Genomic DNA, 16,906 nt, shown 5'->3' with positions numbered 1-16,906 from the left:
CGCAGGGTGTGGCAGGCAGCTGTCAGCGCAGGTCGTGGCATGCGTCTTTGAGTCGGCGGCAACCTTCTTCGATCACTTGCGGCGAGCTGGCAAAAGACAAGCGCACATACGGCGACATGCCGTACGCCGCGCCGCTGACCGTGGCCAGGCCGTAGTCGCGCAGCAGGTAGTCGACCAGTTGGCTATCGCTCTCGAGGCGATGACCCTGTGGGGGGCGTTTGCCCATCAGTCCGCTCACATTGGCGAACACATAGAACGCACCGTCCGGCGGGGTACAGCTCACGCCGGGAATGCCCTCCAACCGCTCCAGCATCAATGCGCGGCGTCGCCGGTATTCCTCACGCATCGCGCCAATGGGCGCCTGCTCGCCGGCAAACGCGGCCACCGCAGCGGCCTGGCTCAACGAACTGGGGCAGGTGGTGGTTTGCGACAGCAATTTGGCGATGGCTGCGATCAGCCAGGCGGGGCCCGCACCAAAGCCCAGGCGCCAGCCAGTCATCGCATAGCCCTTGGAGGCGCCGTTGATGATCAGGGTACGCGCCTTGAGGTCGGGAGCCAGGCGCGTTAACGGTACATGCCGGGCCTCGCCGTAGACGAAGTGTTCGTAGATCTCGTCAGCCATGATCAGCACATGGGGATGGCGGCGTAGCACCTGCGCCAGCGCGAGCAGTTCAGCCTCGTTGTACACCGCGCCACTGGGGTTGTTCGGGCTGTTGAGGATCACCCATTTGGTGCGCGCAGTGATCGCCTGTTCAAGGGCCTCGGGCGACAACTTGAAACCCAGGCTTTCATCACCGGGGATGATCACCGGGGTGGCATCGTTGAGCCGCGCTATATCCGGATACGACACCCAGTACGGCGTGTGCACGATGACTTCATCGCCGCGATTGAGCGTCGCCGCCAGCGCGTGATAAATGATGTGCTTGCCGCCACAACCGGCGACCACTTCGTCCAGGCCATAAGCCAAGTCGTTGTCGCGCGCCAGCTTGAGGCAAATCGCCTGGCGCAGCGCAAGGGTGCCAGTGGTGGCGGTGTAGTGGGTGTCGCCGCTGTGCATCGCCTGGCTGGCGGCCTCCAGAATATGCGCAGGCGTGTCGAAATCCGGCTCGCCCACGGTGAAGTTAACGATGTCGCGGCCCTGGGCACGCAACTCGCTCACCAACGCATTGGCGGCGATACTCGGGGAGGGCGCAATGCCCAGGACGCGGTCCGACAAAAATGCATGACTCATCACGGATTCCTTCACGCCAGGCCTGCGTTGTGCAGGACTTTGTCGATCCAGCTCTGGCGCACCGCGCCGCTGGCAATTTCGGCCTTGACCGTTTCTTCATGGTCGGCGTGCTGGGCGGCGCGGCGCAGCACTTCGCCAGCGTCTGCCTGGGAGAACGCGACCAGGCCATCTTCATCGCCTACCAGCAGGTCGCCCGGGTTGATGATCATGCCGCCGATGGACACTGGCACGTTCACTTCGCCGGGCCCGGTTTTGTACGGGCCGGTATGCACCACGGCGCGGGCATAGCAGGGGGTGTCCTCGAAGCTGGCGACATCACGAATCGCGCCGTCGATCACAAACCCTACGCAACCGCGTTGCTGGGCGTAGAGCTTGACCAGCTCGCCGATCACCGCGTTGTTGGTGTCGCCCTGGCCGTCCACCACCAGCACATGGCCGGGTTGCAGCATGCTCATGGCCTTGTAGATCAGCAGGTTGTCACCGGGGCGCGTCTTGACGGTGATCGCCGTGCCTACCAGCTTCCCGCTGCGGTTGTAGCGCGTGAGCCCACGGGCGCCGATGTGCCGGGCCAGGTTGTCGCTGATGTGCGGCGTGACTACGTGGGCAAATGCCTCGACCAATTCGGCCGAGGCCATGGGCGCGTTGGGAAGGATGCGAGAACCGGGCAAGGACATGGCAAATCTCCAGAGTCGTTTGGATAGCGATGGGCTATGGCCGGATCTTAGGAGCGATGAACGGAGAGTTTTAGCGATATTTTATGATGTGTTAGCATCGATTTTTTTCATGACTGGCACACCATGATCACGTTCAAGCAAATCGACGCGCTGTACTGGATCGCCGAGCTGGGCAGTTTCGAAGCCGCGGCCAACAAGCTGAACATGTCTCAGTCGGCCATCTCCAAGCGTATACAGGAGCTGGAAGACACCTTCGACGTCGAGGTATTCGACCGCAGCAAACGCAACGCCCGGCTGACGGAAAAAGGCGGTGAACTGCTTGATTACGCCCGTGACCTGCTCAAAAGCCGCGACCAATTGCTCGAGCGCGTCAGTGCCCGCGAAGTGCTGGTGCGCCGGTTTCGCCTCGGGGTCACCGAGCTGACGGCGCTGACCTGGTTGCCGGCGCTGGTCGAAGCGCTGCGCCAGGCCTACCCCAAGGTGCAGATCGAACCGTCGGTAGAGCTGAGCAGCGAGCTGTTTCGCAAATTGGAAAGCGACCAACTGGACCTGGTGATTGTGCCGGACGTCTACAGCGATCCGCGCTTCCACAGTACCGTGCTGCAATGCGTGGAAAACGCCTGGATGTGCTCCCCAGGCCTGATCCCGGACGCCGATCCCATCAGCCTGGAAACGCTCGCCAGCTACACCGTGCTCACCCAGGGTTCGCAGTCGGGTACCGGGATGATCTACGAACGCTGGCTGGCGGCAAACAATGTGCAACTGCCGCGCACCCTGACCAGCCATAACCTGTTGGTGCAGGCCGGGTTGGCGTTGTCGGGGGTGGGTGTGAGCTACCTGCCGGTGGTGTGCCTGTCCCATCTGATCGAGCAAGGCACCTTGCGCGCGTTGGTCACGCAGCCTGCGCTACCGGATATCCAATATGTGGCGTTGCATCGCGTGGACCGACAATTTGGCCTGAACCAGGACGTCGCAACGCTGGCCCAAGCCTGCTGCGACTTTTCGCGACTGCTGTTCTAGGTCATTTTTTGCCATTTCCCGCGTCAGCCTGCTCTTAGCGCTACCAGCGATACGTCAATGAACTGACCAACTGCCGCTCATCGCCATAGCGGCAAATCGCGAATTCGCAGTAGGTGTAGCGTTTGTTGGTGACGTTGTTGGCGTTAAGCGCGACTTCCCAATGCGGATCGATTTCGTAGCTGGCGCGCGCGTCGTACAGGGTGTAGGCGGGCATTGATGACGGTACGCCGGAGGCTTGGGTCGTGCCTTTGTAGCGGGCGCCGCCGCCGATGCGCAGTTGCGGGATACCCAATGCCGCCAGGCGGTAGTCGGCCCAGAGGGCGGCCTGGTGGTAAGGCGTGTCTTCACTGCGTTGGCCGATTTCGCTGGCGATATCGCTTTTGGTAATGCGTGCATCGATATAGGCGTAGGACGAGATCAGGCTGAGGTTGGGGGTGACTTCGGTCTTGGCTTCGAGCTCGAAGCCACGCGAGCGCACTTCGCCGACCTGCACCGAGAAGTTGAGATCGGTGCGGTCCTGGCTCAGCACGTTGCGCTGTTCCAACTGGTACACCGCTGCACTCAGCAGCGTGGCGCTGCCTTCGGGCTGATAGCGGATACCGATTTCATACTGCTTGCCCTCGGTGGGGACAAAGCTTTGCCCCGCCTTGTTGGTGCCGGCCACCGGGAAGAACGACTCGCTGTAGCTGATATAGGGCGCCACGCCATTGTCGGCCTTGTACACCAGGCCCGCGCGCCAGGTGGTGGCTTCATCGCTCTGGCTGCTCTTGGCGGAATTGCGGAACAGTTCGGTGTCTTGGTCGGCCCAGTCATGGCGTGCGCCCAACAGCAGAATCCAACGCTCATCGAACTTGATCTGGTCCTGGAAATAGAGGCCTTTTTGCAGGGTATCGATCTGCGAACCGCGGTCGGTTGCCGGGTTGCGGTTCACCACCACCGGCTGGCCGTAGTTGTAGGTTGCCAGGTTCAGTGACGGTGCAGTGCCACGGAAGTTATGCGAGTCGTAGCTGGTGTCATAGCCGTCGAAGCCCAGCAGGAAGGTGTGCTGCCAGTCGCCGAATTGCCATTTGCTTTCGATGTTGGTGTCGCTGGCCAGGCCCCGCGAGCGCTCTTGGCGGTCGCTGTATTGGCGGCGCAGGATGCCGGTGGTCTGCGCGGCGGCGATGCCGGCGGTGTTGACTTGCAGGTACCGCCACGTCACATCCGACTGGTAGTAGCGCAGCTTGTTGCTGATGCGCGTGTGCTCATCGAAGCGGTGTTCGAATTCATAGCCCAGCGCAGACATCTCGCCATTCATTTCGTCGTAGTCCGGCTCGCCGATAAAGTCGTGGCGGCCGATCTGGAAACCGCCGCTGCCCACGCCCTTGGTCAACTGATAGGGCAGGGGCGCGGAGAAGCCTGTCTCGGTCTTCTGATAGAACGACAGCAGGGTCAGCGACGTATCGTCATCCGGTTGCCAGGTCAGGGCCGGGGCGACGTAGACCTTGTCGTTCTGGATGTGATCGGCAGCGGTGTCGCTCTTGCGGTCGAGCAGGGTCAGGCGGTAGCTCAAGGTGTCACTGTCGCCCACCGGGCCCGTGAAGTCGGCGGACAGTTGCTTGCGATCGTTCTGCCCGGCTTGCAGGTTGATCTCGTGGTAGGGCGTTTGGCTTGGGCGCTTGCTCACGGTGTTGATCAAGCCGCCCGGCGACAGTTGGCCGTACAGCACCGACGCCGCGCCGCGAATCACCTCGGCGCGTTCCAGCCCATAGGGTTCCTGCACGCCGTCGTAGGAGTTGTTTTGCAGGCGCAGTCCATCGCGCAGGGAGCCACCCGTGGCGGATTCCACGTCGAAACCGCGAATACGGAAGCGGTCCGAGGTGCGGTTGAAACTGGTGGGCTGGCTGGTGAAGCCCGGCGTGAGGTCGAGGGTTTGCGAGAGCGTTTCGGATTGGCGGTCACGGATTTCGTCATTGGTGACCACCGACAGCGATTGCGGGGTTTCGATGATCGGGGTGTCGGTCTTGGTGGCGCTGAGGTTGCGCGTGGCGACGTAGCCTTTGACGTGGTCAGTGCTGCGTTCTTCGCTGAGGCCGGTGATGGCGGTGGGGCCCAGCTCCAGCGAGCCGCTGGTCGTGAGTGGCACCAGTACGTAACCGTTGGTGCCTTGCACCGCCTGCAAACCGCTGCCGCGCAGCAACTGGGCGAAGCCCTGCGCCACCGGGTAGTCGCCTTGCAAACCGGCGGTGTTCAGGCCAGCGACGGTCTTGCTGTCGAACAGCAGCGCCACATGCGCCTGCTGGGCAAACAGGTTCAACGCCGGGCCCAAGGCGCCGGCGGCGATGGCATAACGCACGGTTTCTTGCGCCGCCACCGGGCTGCTGATGGCCAGGGTCAGCGCAGCCAGGCTGGCCAGGTTGATCGCCAGGGCGAGGGGCAACGCAGAACGCTTGAAGTGGCGGGGCATGGAAGAAATTCCTGTGATTGAGGTGCTTTCTTCCTTGACGCAGCAGTCGTGAAAAGCGGAACCCGGCCCGCAAGACTATTTTTCGTGACGCTCAATCTGCAACCACAGCGGGCTGAACGCGCGGATACGCACCGGCAGACCATCGGCAATCAACTGCAGGGCGCGGCGTGGGTTATCCAGCGGCAATACGGCGGAAACACGCAGGTCGGCCAGTTGCTCGCGATTGAACTGCACATGGCCGCCGAATTGGCGCGCCAGTTCGTCGAGCACCTCCGGCAATGGCCGGTCCTGCACCACCAGTTGATGGCGCTGCCAGGCATCGTCGGTGGTGCGTGGGTCGATCTTGCCGAGCAGCGTGACAGCGTTCGGCGTGATGCGCGCTTGCTCGCCGGCGCTGACGTGTACGGCGTCATGCTGGCTGGCGCCAGTCGCCGCGACTTTGGATTCAAGCAGGCTGAGCAGGGTGCCCGGCGTCTCGCGCTTTACCGTAAAGCGCGTGCCAAGGGCGCGCATTTGGCCGTCATCGGTGACCACGGTAAACGGCCGTGTCGCATCATGGGCAACCTGCACCAGGATTTCACCGCGCAGCAAACGCACCTGGCGTTGCTCGCCATTGAAGGTCAGGTCCACGGCGCTGTTGCCGCTGAGGGTCAGTTGCGAACCGTCTTCCAGGTTGACGCGTTGCCATTGCGCCGGGGCGGTGCGCTGGTCTGCCAGCAGATAGCTGGGAGGGTAAGCCCGCAACGCGAGGGCCACCGGCAAGGCCACCAACAGTCCCAGCAGCACGCGGCCCGCCGGGTTGCGCCGACGCACCCGCGCGGCCTCCAGCGCAGCCTGCACCGGCGCCTGTTGCGGGCGCATTGCCTGCAAGCGTCCGACAAAGCCTTGCAAACGCTCAAAGGCTGCACCGTGCCGTGGGTCGGCGGCTTTCCATCGTTCGAAGTGCTGTTGTTCGCGCTTGCTGAGGTGGCCTTCGTTATGGCGAATCACCCAGTTGGCGGCCTGCTGGTCGAGGTCGTCGCTCATACGTCCAACGCGTGGTTGCAATGCATCAAGGCATTCATCAGATGCTTGCGCACCATGCGCTCGGAAATGCCCAGGCGGCTGGCGATTTCGCTTTGGCGCAGGCCTTCGAGGAAGTACAGCAGGAACGCCCGCCGCGCATTCAGCGCCAGGCCGTCGAGCACGAAGGCGATCTGTTCCAATGCTTCAAGGGTGACCAGGATTTGCTCCGGCGATTGCTGGCACTGCTCCATCATCTCGATGGTCAGCGCCAGTTCCCGCAGATACGCGTCTTCCAGCTGGCGACGGCGAGCGCGGTCGATAATCAAGTGACGCGCCGTGGTCGTGAGGAACGCCCGCGGTTCACGCATCGCTCCCAGCGCGTCGCGGGAGGCGAGGATACGCAGGAACGTGTCGTGGGAGAGATCCGCCGCGTTATACGGGCAGCCGAGCTTTTTCCGCAGCCAGCCGAACAACCAGCCATGGTGCTCGGTGTAGAGCGCCTGGACCGCCTGGTTCAAGGGAAGATTGCTGGCCGACATGGAGGCTAAGTCTGCGGATAAGAATTATTCGCAAGATTAGCGGTGTGTCATCAGCGAAAGCAAGCGTGAAGCGCCATTTCGAAGATTTGCAACTGGGCAGCCCCAGCAGCCTCACCGCCGAGTAAGGGTCGGTGGCAGTTTGGTGGAGGTGTTGCTGCCTTATCACGGACGCTCGCGGCCGTTTACCTTGCTGTATGCCCATGGGCGGTATGGGCCGCATCGAGTGCGGGCGATTGTGGATTTCCTGAGGCAACGTCGGGACGAAGGGGCGGTACAGCAGAGGCGGCGATATCCCAGGTGAGCAGCAGTTGGCTGATCGCCGCGTCGAGAGTGGCATGGGGCACATTGTCCCGTGCCAGGATCGAAATGCCCTGCAGGAAGCTGTCAAACACCGTCGCCATCACGGCCGGGTTGAGCGTCTGCGGTAACTGCCCCAGGCGTATCGCCCGTTCCACGCAGGCCACAATCCCAGCGCGCGTGCGCAGCCGCGACTGCGTTAACCCAGTCGCCACCCGCGCGTTTTCCGGGCTTGGCGCGCTCATCACCCCCAGTGCCACCATGCAGCCTTTGGGATGCCCGTCTTCACACTGCATGCGCGCCGACTGACGCAGCGCTGTCTCAACGGCCTGGCGCGGTATCAGGCTTTCGTCCCACAGGCATTCGGTGACCTGGGCGTAGGTCGCCAGGTAGCGCTGCACGCATTCGTCAAATAACGCCTCTTTGGAACCGAACGCCGCGTAAAAACTCGGCGCGGAGATTCCGCCACCCAGGCCGGCCTTGAGTTGGGCGAGGGAAGTGGCGTCGTAGCCGTGCTGCCAGAACAGGTGCATGGCCTGTTCCACAGCGTGTTCGCGATCGAAGGTACGGGGGCGGCCCATTTGCGCCATGTCAGGTCTCCGGTGGAAAGCGATATAAATACTAGTCGATACATAAGTCGTTGACAACGTGTTGCAGTCGCCGGCAACATCTATATCGATCAGTATCTAAGTCTCGCTCAAGGAGTTTACCGTGACACCCTCACTGACGTTATCTAGGTCATCCGACCGCCTGCCCATCGGCGCCTTGCTCGCCTTGGCCATGACCGGCTTTATCTGCATCGTCACCGAAACCTTGCCCGCCGGCCTCTTGCCGTTGATCAGCGACGGCTTGGCGATTTCGCCCTCTATGGCCGGGCAGATGGTCACCGCTTATGCACTGGGTTCGTTGTTGGCGGTGATTCCCATGACGATTGCTACCCGTGGCTGGCGCCGACGCAATGTGTTGCTGCTGACCATCGTCGGTTTTTTATTGTTCAACTCCATCACCGCGCTGTCGTCTCACTATGGCGTGACTCTGGTGGCGCGCTTCTTCGCCGGTGTGGCGGCAGGGTTGGCCTGGAGCCTGCTGGCCGGTTACGCCCGGCGCATGGTTGCGCCGCATCAACAGGGCAGGGCGCTGGCGTTGGCGATGGTCGGCACGCCGATTGCCTTGTCGTTGGGTGTGCCGCTGGGCACGTGGCTGGGTGGGCTGCTGGGGTGGCGCACCACGTTCGGTCTGATGTCGGCGGTTAGCCTGGTGTTGATTGTGTGGGTGCTGGTGAAAGTCCCGGACTACGCGCCCCAACCCGCGCATCAACGCGTGTCGTTGGGCAAGGTGCTGACGACGCCGGGCGTGTGGCCGGTGCTGGCGGTGGTCATCAGTTGGATGCTGGCGCACAACATTCTGTACACCTACATCGCCCCGTTCGTCGCACGGGCGGGGCTGGCTGGGCGGGTGGACGTGGTGTTGCTGGTATTCGGCATTGCCGCATTGGCGGGGATTTGGTTGACGGCCAAGCTGGTCGAGCCGTTATTACGCAAGACAGTGCTGGTCAGCCTGGTGGTATTTGCGGTGATCTCGCTGGTGTTTGGCGTGTCGGGCGAGGTGCCTGGCGTGGTCTACGTCGGTGTCGCCGTGTGGGGCTTGAGTTTCGGCGGTGCCGCCACCTTGCTGCAAACGGCCCTCGCGGATGCGGCGGGTGATGGCGCGGATGTGGCGTTGTCGCTGAATGTGGTGGCGTGGAACAGCGCGATTGCCGCGAGCGGCGTGATGGGCGGGGTATTGCTGGACCACTGGGGCGTAGCGGCGTTTCCATGGGCAATGCTGGTATTGATCGGCGTGGCGCTGGTGATCGCGTGGGCGGCACGTGATCATGGTTTTAAGCCAGGGCGACGGACCCATATAGAGGCCATGGCTCATTAAACCTTCGGTCGACCGCCATAGGGTGTAGGCTGGTACCTCAATTCATCAGATATTAGCCTGTCATGTCCACGCTAAGCGAAGAGAGCCGCCAGATCGTAGCGTCTCTGGCGCACCGTGTTGGTCCCACCGCTGATATCGCAGGCATCGCCGAGGCGATCATTTCGATATTGCAGGACATGGACGCAGCACTCACGCCCATCATCGGGCAGCAAGGGGTTGTGGCGCTCTTGCGCCGCAGCCTGCTCCTCAGTGCCTCGAAGCACTCCCGGCTGGCTGGCACGTACGAACGTGTACAGGTCACGCCGGATCTGATCGGCCTCAAAACCGTATTGATCGAGCAAAGCGAAGCCGATGCGCTGTTTTTCGGTGAGGTGCTGCTGACCACTTTTTATACGTTGCTGACCTCGCTGGTCGGGCGGTCGCTGACGGCCCGGTTACTGCGCAACGTGTGGGAACCTTCTTTGAGCGACACCCCTTCGCAGGAAAATTCGCCATGAGCTCCAAAGTAACTATCAACCGCCTGGCTACCGGTGTGCCAGGTCTGGACGAGGTGCTGGGCGGAGGATTGCCGGAATTTTCGTTCAACCTGATCGCCGGCCCACCTGGCTGCGGCAAGACCACGCTGGCGCATCAAATGATGTTTGCCCTCGCGACCCCTGAACGCCCCGCGCTGTTTTTCACCGTGTTGGGCGAGCCGCCGCTGAAGATGCTGCGTTATCAGCAGCAGTTCGACTTTTTCGATAATGAAGCGATCAACCAGTCGATCCGCTATATCAACCTGGCCGATGACACCCTGGCCGGTAATCTGGATGAGGTGTTGCGGCGAATTGTCAGCGAAGTGGAGACACATTCGCCGTCGCTGGTGTTTGTCGATTCCTTCCGCTCCGTGGTGCTGGCCAGCCAGACGCAGACCAACCCCAATAACAACCTGCCGCAGTTCGTTCAGCAACTGGGCATGTTGATGACGACCTGGCAGGCGACCACCTTTCTGATCGGCGAGTATTTCACCGAAACCGACACCAACCCGATTTTCACCGTGGCCGATGGGCTGATCTGGTTGCGCCAGAGCGTCGAGCGCAATTCGATGGTGCGCAAGATGGAAATCATGAAGATGCGCGGCCAGCCGACCTTGCCGGGGCTGCACACCTTCCGTATCGAGAGCTCCGGCATCAAGGTCTTCGCGCCCGCGGCCATCGACCCGGTCGAGACACCGATGCCGCGGCCTATCCAACGCCTCAAAATGGGCGTGCCACGCCTTGACGAGATGCTCGGAGGCGGCCTGCCACGGGGCTACTCACTGTTGGTCGCGGGGCCTTCGGGGTCGGGCAAAAGCATCCTGGCGGCGACGTTCCTGGCCGAGGGTGCGCGTAATGGCGAAACCGGCGTGATTGCGGTCTTCGAGCAACGGCCCAACCGCTCGCAAAACGCCACACTGGCCGACCTGATTACCTGTGGCAACGTCAGCCTGGTGGACAGCCGGGCGCCGGACCTGTCGATCGACGAAATCGTCCAGCAGTTGCTCAGTGAAATCAGGCGCTTGAACGCCACGCGGGTGGTCATCGATTCACTGTCGGGCTTTGAGCTGGCCTTGGCGCCGACCTTCCGGGCGGACTTTCGTGAGTCGTTGTCGCGCATGGTCACGGCGTTGACCCGCGTCGGCGTCAGCGTGTTGATGACCTCGGAACTGGAAGACCGCTACACCGACCTGCGCTTCAGCCCCTACGGCACGGCGTTCCTGACCGACGCGATCATCGTGCAGCGCTACATTGAAGTGCGTAGCCGCCTGTTGCGCATCATGGCGGTGGTCAAAGTGCGTGCCAGTGCCCACTGCGATGAGTTGCGCCAATACCGCATCACTGACGATGGCCTGCAGATCGGCGAGATGCTTCCCGATCAGGAAGGACTGCTCGGCGGTCGCCCGACTACCCGGAACACAGGGAGTGACAATGTTTGAGCTGACTCATGAGTGACCGTGCTGGAGAGGAGGAGCGTAAGGTAGCCAATGCTGCCCACGAACTCTTCCTGCTTGGCCGCAAAACCGTTGAAGCCCGCGCGGTATTGGCTGCGCTGCAGGATCAGCTGAGTGACGCGAATAATCGTCTGGAAGACGCCCAGCACGTCGAGCAACTGATCGAAGCCAATCAGCAACTGGTGCTGGCAATACTCCTGACGCAATCCGACGCAATCGCGGCGCCTCAGGTCGAGGAGCTGCTGTTGTTCCAGGAGCTGCGCGAAGCGAATGCGCAATTGGTGATCGCCGCACTCAGCGCCCAGGACCTTCAGGCCACGGCCGAGCTTGCACTGGGCCAGCAGAAAAGCATCCTGGCGATGGTCGCCCATGAACTGCGTAACCCGCTGACGCCTATCAGCCTGATTGCCGAGCGCATGGTCAGGCTGCCCAGCGACCAACTGCCGCGCATGCGTGAGTTGATCGAAGGCCAGGTCCAGCATATTTCCCAACTGGTCGACGACCTGCTGGATGTCTCACGCGCCAGCACCGGTAAGCTGCGCATCCAGTGTCGCGAGGTGGACATGCTGCGCATCTTGAATGCCGCGGTCGACGCGTGCAGCCCGGTGATGATCGCGCGAAATCAGCAGTTCGACGTGGCGCTTCCCGACGCTAGCCTGATCATGAGCGGTGACCCCGTGCGGCTCGCGCAGATCCTGCACAACCTGCTGGGCAATGCGGCCAAGTACACCCAGACCGGTGGCACCGTCTCGATGGTGGTCACTGTGGAGGCCGAGCAACTGAGGATCTGCATTTCCGATAATGGCATCGGCGTGACCGCCAATGCCCTGCCGTTCATTTTTGATCCTTATGTGCAAGACGCCCACGCCATCGGGTTCAACAGCGCCGGCCTGGGCATTGGCTTGACCGTCGTGCGCGAACTGGTCGAAGCCCACGGCGGCACGGTCTCGGGCAAGAGTGACGGGCATGGCAAGGGCAGCGAATTTGTGGTGATGCTGCCCCTGTCGGTGTAATGGGGCGAACGCGCGGCACCAAAGTGACTTATGAGGGTCCATAAACCCCGCACGGCTGTCTGTGGTCGTGCGCCTGTCGGTTCCGTGCCTCGGAACCTGTCGTCCGTTTTACCCTCAGCATAAGATCTAAAGCATGTACCTACGCAACATTGCAGTCGGGCTGTCGGCCCTTGTTTTGCTCTCTACCGCTGTAGAAGCCCGCAATCTGGCAAACCCCTACACCCCCACCGAGCAACGCGCTTCATTTGAGGGTTGCGCTGAGCTTTTCCCTGCCAACACGCCGATCAAAACCGCCACCATCCCCGCGTCGATGAAACCTCTGGCGCTGTGTTCCGACACGTTTGCAGTGCTGTACTCGCAAACCAGCAAGACGCCGCTGGTGGTGGTCGAACGCCTGAATGCCGCGCAGTTGAAAGAGGCGAAAGGCGAGGAGCGTACCAACCAGTTCTACCCCGACCCACGCATCCCCAAGGCTGGGCGCGCTGAGTTGAGTGACTACCGCAGCCAGCACCCGGCTGTGGACCGCGGCCACCAGGCCCCGGCCGCCGACGCACCGGATGCCCACGCGATGGCCCAATCCTTCGCACTGTCGAACATGGTGCCGCAAGACCCCACCAACAACCGCAAGATCTGGAGCAAGGTCGAGGCCGACGTGCGCAAGTTTGCCAAGCGTGCTGGCGGCGATGTGTATGTATTCACCGGTCCGCTGTTCGACCCGGGCCACGGCACCATTGGCGACAACCACGTCTGGGTGCCGACGCGGCTGTTTAAATTGGTGTACGACGCCTCAAGCAAGCGAGCCTGGGCGTATGTGCTACCCAACGCTGAGACGCGCATCCAGAAGCCGATGGACTACGACACCTTTGTGAAGAGCACCGGCCTCAAGTTGCTGGGGAATCTTCCGGTGTCAGGGTCGGTGGGGAGGGGTTGACCGACGCATCTCCACTCTCCTGACCGGCACGGCGGGCGCAGCACCCAACCGCAGCAGAGATCAAATGTGGGAGCTGTCGAGCCCAGGCGAGGCTGCGAAGGCGGCATTGCCAACATCTCCATCGCCTGACCCACCGCTTTCGCAGCCTCTCTAAAGCTCGACAGCTCCCACAGGGGATTGGCGGTGTTGGTTGGATTTCGGTTTTGGCCGCGAGCGCAATTTCAGCAGCGATAAAGATCAAATGTGGGAGCTGTCGAGCCCCAGCGAGGCTGCGAAGGCGGCGGCACTGCCAACATCTCCATCGCCTGACACACCGCTTTCGCAGCCTCGCTAAAGCTTGACAGCTCCCACAGGGGATTGGCGGTGTTGGTTGGATTTCGGTTTTGGCCGCGAGCGCAATTTCAGCAGCGACAAAGATCAAAGGTGGGAGCTGTCGAGCCCCAGCGAGGCTGCGAAGGCGGCGGCATTGCCAACATCTTCCTCGCCTGACCCACCGCTTTCGCAGCCTCGCTAAAGCTCGACAGCTCCCACAGGGGATTGGCGGTGTTGGTTGGATTTCGGTCTTGGCTGCGGGCGCAATTCCAGCAGCGATAAAGATCAAATGTGGGAGCTGTCGGGCCCAGGCGAGGCTGCGAAGGCGGCGGTACTGCAAACATCTCCATCGCCTGACCCACCGCTTTCGCAGCCTCGCTAAAGCTCGACAGCTCCCACAGGGGATTGGCGGTGTTGGTTGAGTTTTCGTTTGCCTGAGGTGTTGAGCGGTGGCTGAATCAGCTTTCCGGGGACACGCCTGGCTCTTGAACCGCTTCAGCCGCCAGCTTTTCCCGGTCTGCCTTGCTGACGTACGTATCCTTTTTCTTCGGCGCCAATTTGGCGCTGGCCTTTTTGGCCTTGGCCTTGAAGAGCTGCTTCAGTTTTTTCTGGCGGTTCATGTCTTTCTACCCGGGCTGTACAGGCTCGGGATGATACCAGCTTAAAAACCGACGCCATTCCCTGAGTCGCTTTTTAGCACCAATCTGTGCATTGAATCGCCCTCACTTTTGCCAATAATCGGGTCCTCCAGCGCACAACGGACGACACTGATGAGCATCCACAGCCGCACCCAACGCATGACCGTCCCGCAACTGGTCGCCATGAAGAGCCAGCAGAAAATCGTCTCCCTGACGGCTTACTCCAGCGCCATCGCCAAGCTGATCGATCCTTTGGTCGATTTCATCCTGGTCGGTGATTCCACGGCCATGGTCGGGTATGGCCGTCCCTCGACCTTGAGCATGCAACTTGAAGAAATCATCGGCCACACCCGGGCCGTGGTCGATAGCACGCGCCTGGCCTGTGTGATTGCCGACATGCCGTTTGGCAGTTATCAGGAATCCAATGAACAGGCCTTTCGCAATTGCGCCCAGGTGCTGGCGCGCACCGGCTGCGACGCCGTCAAGCTGGAAGCCAACCAGGCGTTAGCCGGCACCGTCGAGTTTCTGGTGGCGCGCGGTATTCCGGTGATGGCGCATGTGGGGCTGATGCCGCAGTTCGTCAACGTGATGGGCGGCTTCAAGGCTCAGGGGCTCACCGCCGAAACCGGTGCTCGGATTGCCGAGGATGCACGAGCCAATCTGCAGGCGGGTGCGTTCAGCCTGTTGCTCGAAGGGGTGGCAGAGGGCGTGGCCCGGCAGATTACCCTCGATTCGGCAATGCCCACGATCGGCATCGGTGCTTCACCGGCCTGCGACGGCCAGGTCCTGGTGACTGAAGATGTGCTGGGCCTGGGCGGCGAGCAGATGCCACGCTTCGTCAAACAATACGCGGACGTGGGCGCGGTGATCCGCGATGCCTGCGAGCGGTTTGCCGACGACGTGCGTCACGGTCGTTTCCCTGAGGCGCGGCACTGTTACGGGCTTTGACGGATTGCCCGGGCCAGTTGCTCCACGGCCTGGGCGATGTCCTTGCTCCAATCGAGGGTAAAGCTCAGGCGCACATGCTGCTTCCAGGCACCTTGCTGGCTGAACAGTTCGCCGGGGGCGATGACGATGCGTTCTGCCAGCAGGCGATCGAACACGCGGTGCATGTCGACCGGGTGCGTGGCTTCAAGCCAAAAGCACGCGCCGCCCTGCGGGATCTGCACCTCAAAGGCACCCTTGCCGTGTTCGTCCAGCAGGCCTTTCATCCGGGTCATACAGTCCTGCAACAAGGCCCGTAGTGTGTGCAGATGCGCGTCGATGCGCTTGGAGGTGAATAGCTTGGCAATCGCCTTCTGGCGGATCGGCGACAGACGAAATGCCCGCGCCAGGAACGCCTGCTGCAACTGCGCCCCAAACCCACGGCACAGCACATAGCCGTAGGGTGCCTCCGAGCCGATCACCTTGTCGAAAGTCGAGAACACCAGCAGTTTCTGCGGGTCGGCAACGTCGCGATAGCGGGCCGGCCGGGGTGTGAAATACAACTCGCCGTAGGTGTCGTTTTCGAACAACCAGATATCCCGCTCCGCCAGCCATTGGCAGATCTGCTGTTTATCCTCAGCCGGCATGCGGCTGCCGTGGGGGATGTTCACGGTGGACGACAGCACCGCCAGGCGAATGGGCGCGTGCTTGAGCAGGTGATTGAGCGCAGGCAGGTCGAAGCGCCCGTCGGCGTCGAGGTGCAGTTCGATCACGCGGATGTTCGCGGCTTTGAGCTGGCGCAAGATCGCCCACGAGCACGGTGACTCCACCAACGCCACTGTGCCCGCCAAGCCCAAGGCGTTCAGCGACAACTCCAGCACGCTGTGCAGGTCCGCGCCGACGTAGACCTGATCGGCCTGCCAGTAGTTGTCAGTGGCGCAGGTGTAGCGCTCGGCCAATGCAGCGCGCAGCTCCGGTTCGCCAAAGGGCAGGTACAACGGTGCCAGTGAGCGCGGGTATTGGCGGGCCATCTCCCGCTCAATCATCAACAGTGGGTTTTCCAGCGACATCAGCATGGCCGGCGCGTCGCTGCTCAGGGCCAGCATGCCCGGCTGGCGGGCGCTGGCAAAGACCTGATCGAGCAGGCAGGGTGCGCGCTCAGTCAATAAAGGCGCCTGCATCAAACAAGTGAAGTAACCGAACTTGGCCCTGGCGTATACCCGTCCTTCATCCTCAAGGAGCGCGTAGGCGTACTTGGTGGTCGACACCGATACGCCGAGGCGCTGCGCCAACTGGCGCAGCGACGGCAACTTGTGGTCGCCTTGCGAAGGGCTTGCCTCGATCAACTCGACGAGGTAGCGGTACACCGCTTGATAGGCGAACGGGGCGCCTTTAGGTGTATCCATAACCCTTTGCGCCGCATGACTTGCCATTGCAGGGGACACGGGCAGGGTGCTCTGTTAAAGGTTGACGACGGTGCGAGTGTCAGCGCTCTCAGGCCTATGCTCTACAAACGTTGCCTGTACCCGCTTGGATACCAGCATGTAAGGCACCCAGATAAACAAGCCAAACAATGCCCGGACCATTTCTTTTAGTGTGTTGTAATCGAACAGGGGCTGATTCACCAGGACAAACGAGCAGACCCAGGCATCGAGAGGAATGAAAATCACCGAGAAAATGACCGTGGCGATATACACCTTGGGGAACAAGTAATGCTTCCTGAGGAACAGGTAGACCAAATAAGCATAGGTAGCAGCCAGTAGTACGCTGATGACTGTTTCTGAAATCAGAATCGGCGCCCATAGCGGGTTATACAAGGACGATCCCTGCGTGCTCACAGCCGTAAAAGTGCCATTTGCGAAGATGGGGTAATACACGGCGAGAACGTTATAGCTTAGGCGGATAACCGATATAAACAGGCCTATTCCAACGAGCACGAGCCAGCCTCGTAATCCTTTCAAATCGTTGCTCTCTTGCATGTTGC

The 16,906-nt window shown here is 61.6% G+C and carries 16 protein-coding genes; 7 read left to right on the top strand and 9 right to left on the bottom strand.

Annotated features, from left to right (window positions below; all coding sequences use genetic code 11):
- Positions 1-22 precede the first annotated feature (22 nt).
- Both HU722_RS19960 and HU722_RS19955 read right to left on the bottom strand, forming a co-directional pair.
- Positions 23-1,231 carry a pyridoxal phosphate-dependent aminotransferase gene (locus tag HU722_RS19960; protein ID WP_065891049.1) on the bottom strand — a complete coding sequence of 403 codons (1,209 nt, stop codon included), beginning with the start codon at positions 1,229-1,231 and terminating at the stop codon, positions 23-25.
- 11 nt (positions 1,232-1,242) lie between these two features.
- Positions 1,243-1,905 carry an RraA family protein gene (locus HU722_RS19955; protein ID WP_065873286.1) on the bottom strand — a complete coding sequence of 221 codons (663 nt, stop codon included), beginning with the start codon at positions 1,903-1,905 and terminating at the stop codon, positions 1,243-1,245.
- 123 nt (positions 1,906-2,028) lie between these two features.
- Between HU722_RS19955 and HU722_RS19950 the strand changes: the two genes are divergently transcribed.
- The gene (locus tag HU722_RS19950) at positions 2,029-2,925 is read left to right on the top strand and encodes a LysR family transcriptional regulator (RefSeq protein WP_065873285.1); all 897 of its coding nucleotides are present in this window, start codon (positions 2,029-2,031) and stop codon (positions 2,923-2,925) included.
- Between the two features lie 40 nt (positions 2,926-2,965).
- On the opposite strand, the gene HU722_RS19945 is transcribed toward HU722_RS19950, so the two are convergent.
- From HU722_RS19945 to HU722_RS19930, 4 genes are all read right to left on the bottom strand, one after another.
- Positions 2,966-5,371, bottom strand: a complete 2,406-nt coding sequence (locus HU722_RS19945; RefSeq protein ID WP_065891048.1) for a TonB-dependent siderophore receptor — start codon at positions 5,369-5,371, stop codon at positions 2,966-2,968.
- A 75-nt stretch (positions 5,372-5,446) separates the two neighbouring features.
- Positions 5,447-6,397, bottom strand: coding sequence for a FecR family protein (locus tag HU722_RS19940; protein WP_065891047.1), 951 nt, complete (start codon positions 6,395-6,397; stop codon positions 5,447-5,449).
- On the bottom strand, positions 6,394-6,915 hold the full coding sequence (locus tag HU722_RS19935) for a sigma-70 family RNA polymerase sigma factor (protein ID WP_065874236.1): 522 nt from the start codon (positions 6,913-6,915) through the stop codon (positions 6,394-6,396). Before HU722_RS19935 ends, HU722_RS19940 begins: the two co-directional genes overlap by 4 nt.
- Before the next feature lie 182 nt (positions 6,916-7,097).
- On the bottom strand, positions 7,098-7,802 hold the full coding sequence (locus HU722_RS19930; protein ID WP_065874235.1) for a TetR/AcrR family transcriptional regulator: 705 nt from the start codon (positions 7,800-7,802) through the stop codon (positions 7,098-7,100).
- 121 nt (positions 7,803-7,923) lie between these two features.
- On the opposite strand from HU722_RS19930, the gene HU722_RS19925 reads away from it, so the two are divergent.
- From HU722_RS19925 to HU722_RS19905, 5 genes are all read left to right on the top strand, one after another.
- A complete protein-coding gene (locus tag HU722_RS19925; protein WP_065874234.1) occupies positions 7,924-9,135 on the top strand; it encodes an MFS transporter in 1,212 nt (403 codons plus the stop codon).
- A gap of 62 nt (positions 9,136-9,197) precedes the next feature.
- On the top strand, positions 9,198-9,632 hold the full coding sequence (locus HU722_RS19920; RefSeq protein WP_065874233.1) for a hypothetical protein: 435 nt from the start codon (positions 9,198-9,200) through the stop codon (positions 9,630-9,632).
- The gene (locus HU722_RS19915) at positions 9,629-11,089 is read left to right on the top strand and encodes an ATPase domain-containing protein (RefSeq protein WP_065874232.1); all 1,461 of its coding nucleotides are present in this window, start codon (positions 9,629-9,631) and stop codon (positions 11,087-11,089) included. Before HU722_RS19920 ends, HU722_RS19915 begins: the two co-directional genes overlap by 4 nt.
- 8 nt (positions 11,090-11,097) lie before the next feature.
- Positions 11,098-12,117: a sensor histidine kinase gene (locus HU722_RS19910; protein ID WP_065891046.1), complete on the top strand. Its 1,020-nt coding sequence runs from the start codon at positions 11,098-11,100 to the stop codon at positions 12,115-12,117.
- A gap of 133 nt (positions 12,118-12,250) precedes the next feature.
- Positions 12,251-13,048 carry a DNA/RNA non-specific endonuclease gene (locus tag HU722_RS19905; protein WP_065880841.1) on the top strand — a complete coding sequence of 266 codons (798 nt, stop codon included), beginning with the start codon at positions 12,251-12,253 and terminating at the stop codon, positions 13,046-13,048.
- A 770-nt stretch (positions 13,049-13,818) separates the two neighbouring features.
- On the opposite strand, the gene HU722_RS19900 is transcribed toward HU722_RS19905, so the two are convergent.
- A complete protein-coding gene (locus HU722_RS19900; protein ID WP_065874229.1) occupies positions 13,819-13,980 on the bottom strand; it encodes a DUF2986 domain-containing protein in 162 nt (53 codons plus the stop codon).
- A 150-nt stretch (positions 13,981-14,130) separates the two neighbouring features.
- Here HU722_RS19900 and panB point away from each other — a divergent pair, with 150 nt between their 5' ends.
- Positions 14,131-14,946, top strand: coding sequence for a 3-methyl-2-oxobutanoate hydroxymethyltransferase (gene panB, locus HU722_RS19895; protein WP_065874228.1), 816 nt, complete (start codon positions 14,131-14,133; stop codon positions 14,944-14,946).
- Here the strand turns inward: panB and HU722_RS19890 are convergent.
- A complete protein-coding gene (locus HU722_RS19890) occupies positions 14,934-16,328 on the bottom strand; it encodes an aminotransferase-like domain-containing protein (protein ID WP_065874227.1) in 1,395 nt (464 codons plus the stop codon). The genes panB and HU722_RS19890 overlap by 13 nt on opposite strands.
- A gap of 54 nt (positions 16,329-16,382) precedes the next feature.
- Entirely contained in the window at positions 16,383-16,901 is a 519-nt protein-coding gene (locus HU722_RS19885; RefSeq protein WP_065880842.1) for a DUF2569 domain-containing protein, read from the bottom strand.
- Positions 16,902-16,906: the final 5 nt, after the last annotated feature.

This window comes from Pseudomonas tritici, assembly GCF_014268275.3.
In the GTDB taxonomy this organism is placed as follows: domain Bacteria; phylum Pseudomonadota; class Gammaproteobacteria; order Pseudomonadales; family Pseudomonadaceae; genus Aquipseudomonas; species Aquipseudomonas tritici.
Note: the sequence above shows the minus strand (reverse complement) of the source record. Positions and strands in the feature narration are given on the sequence as shown.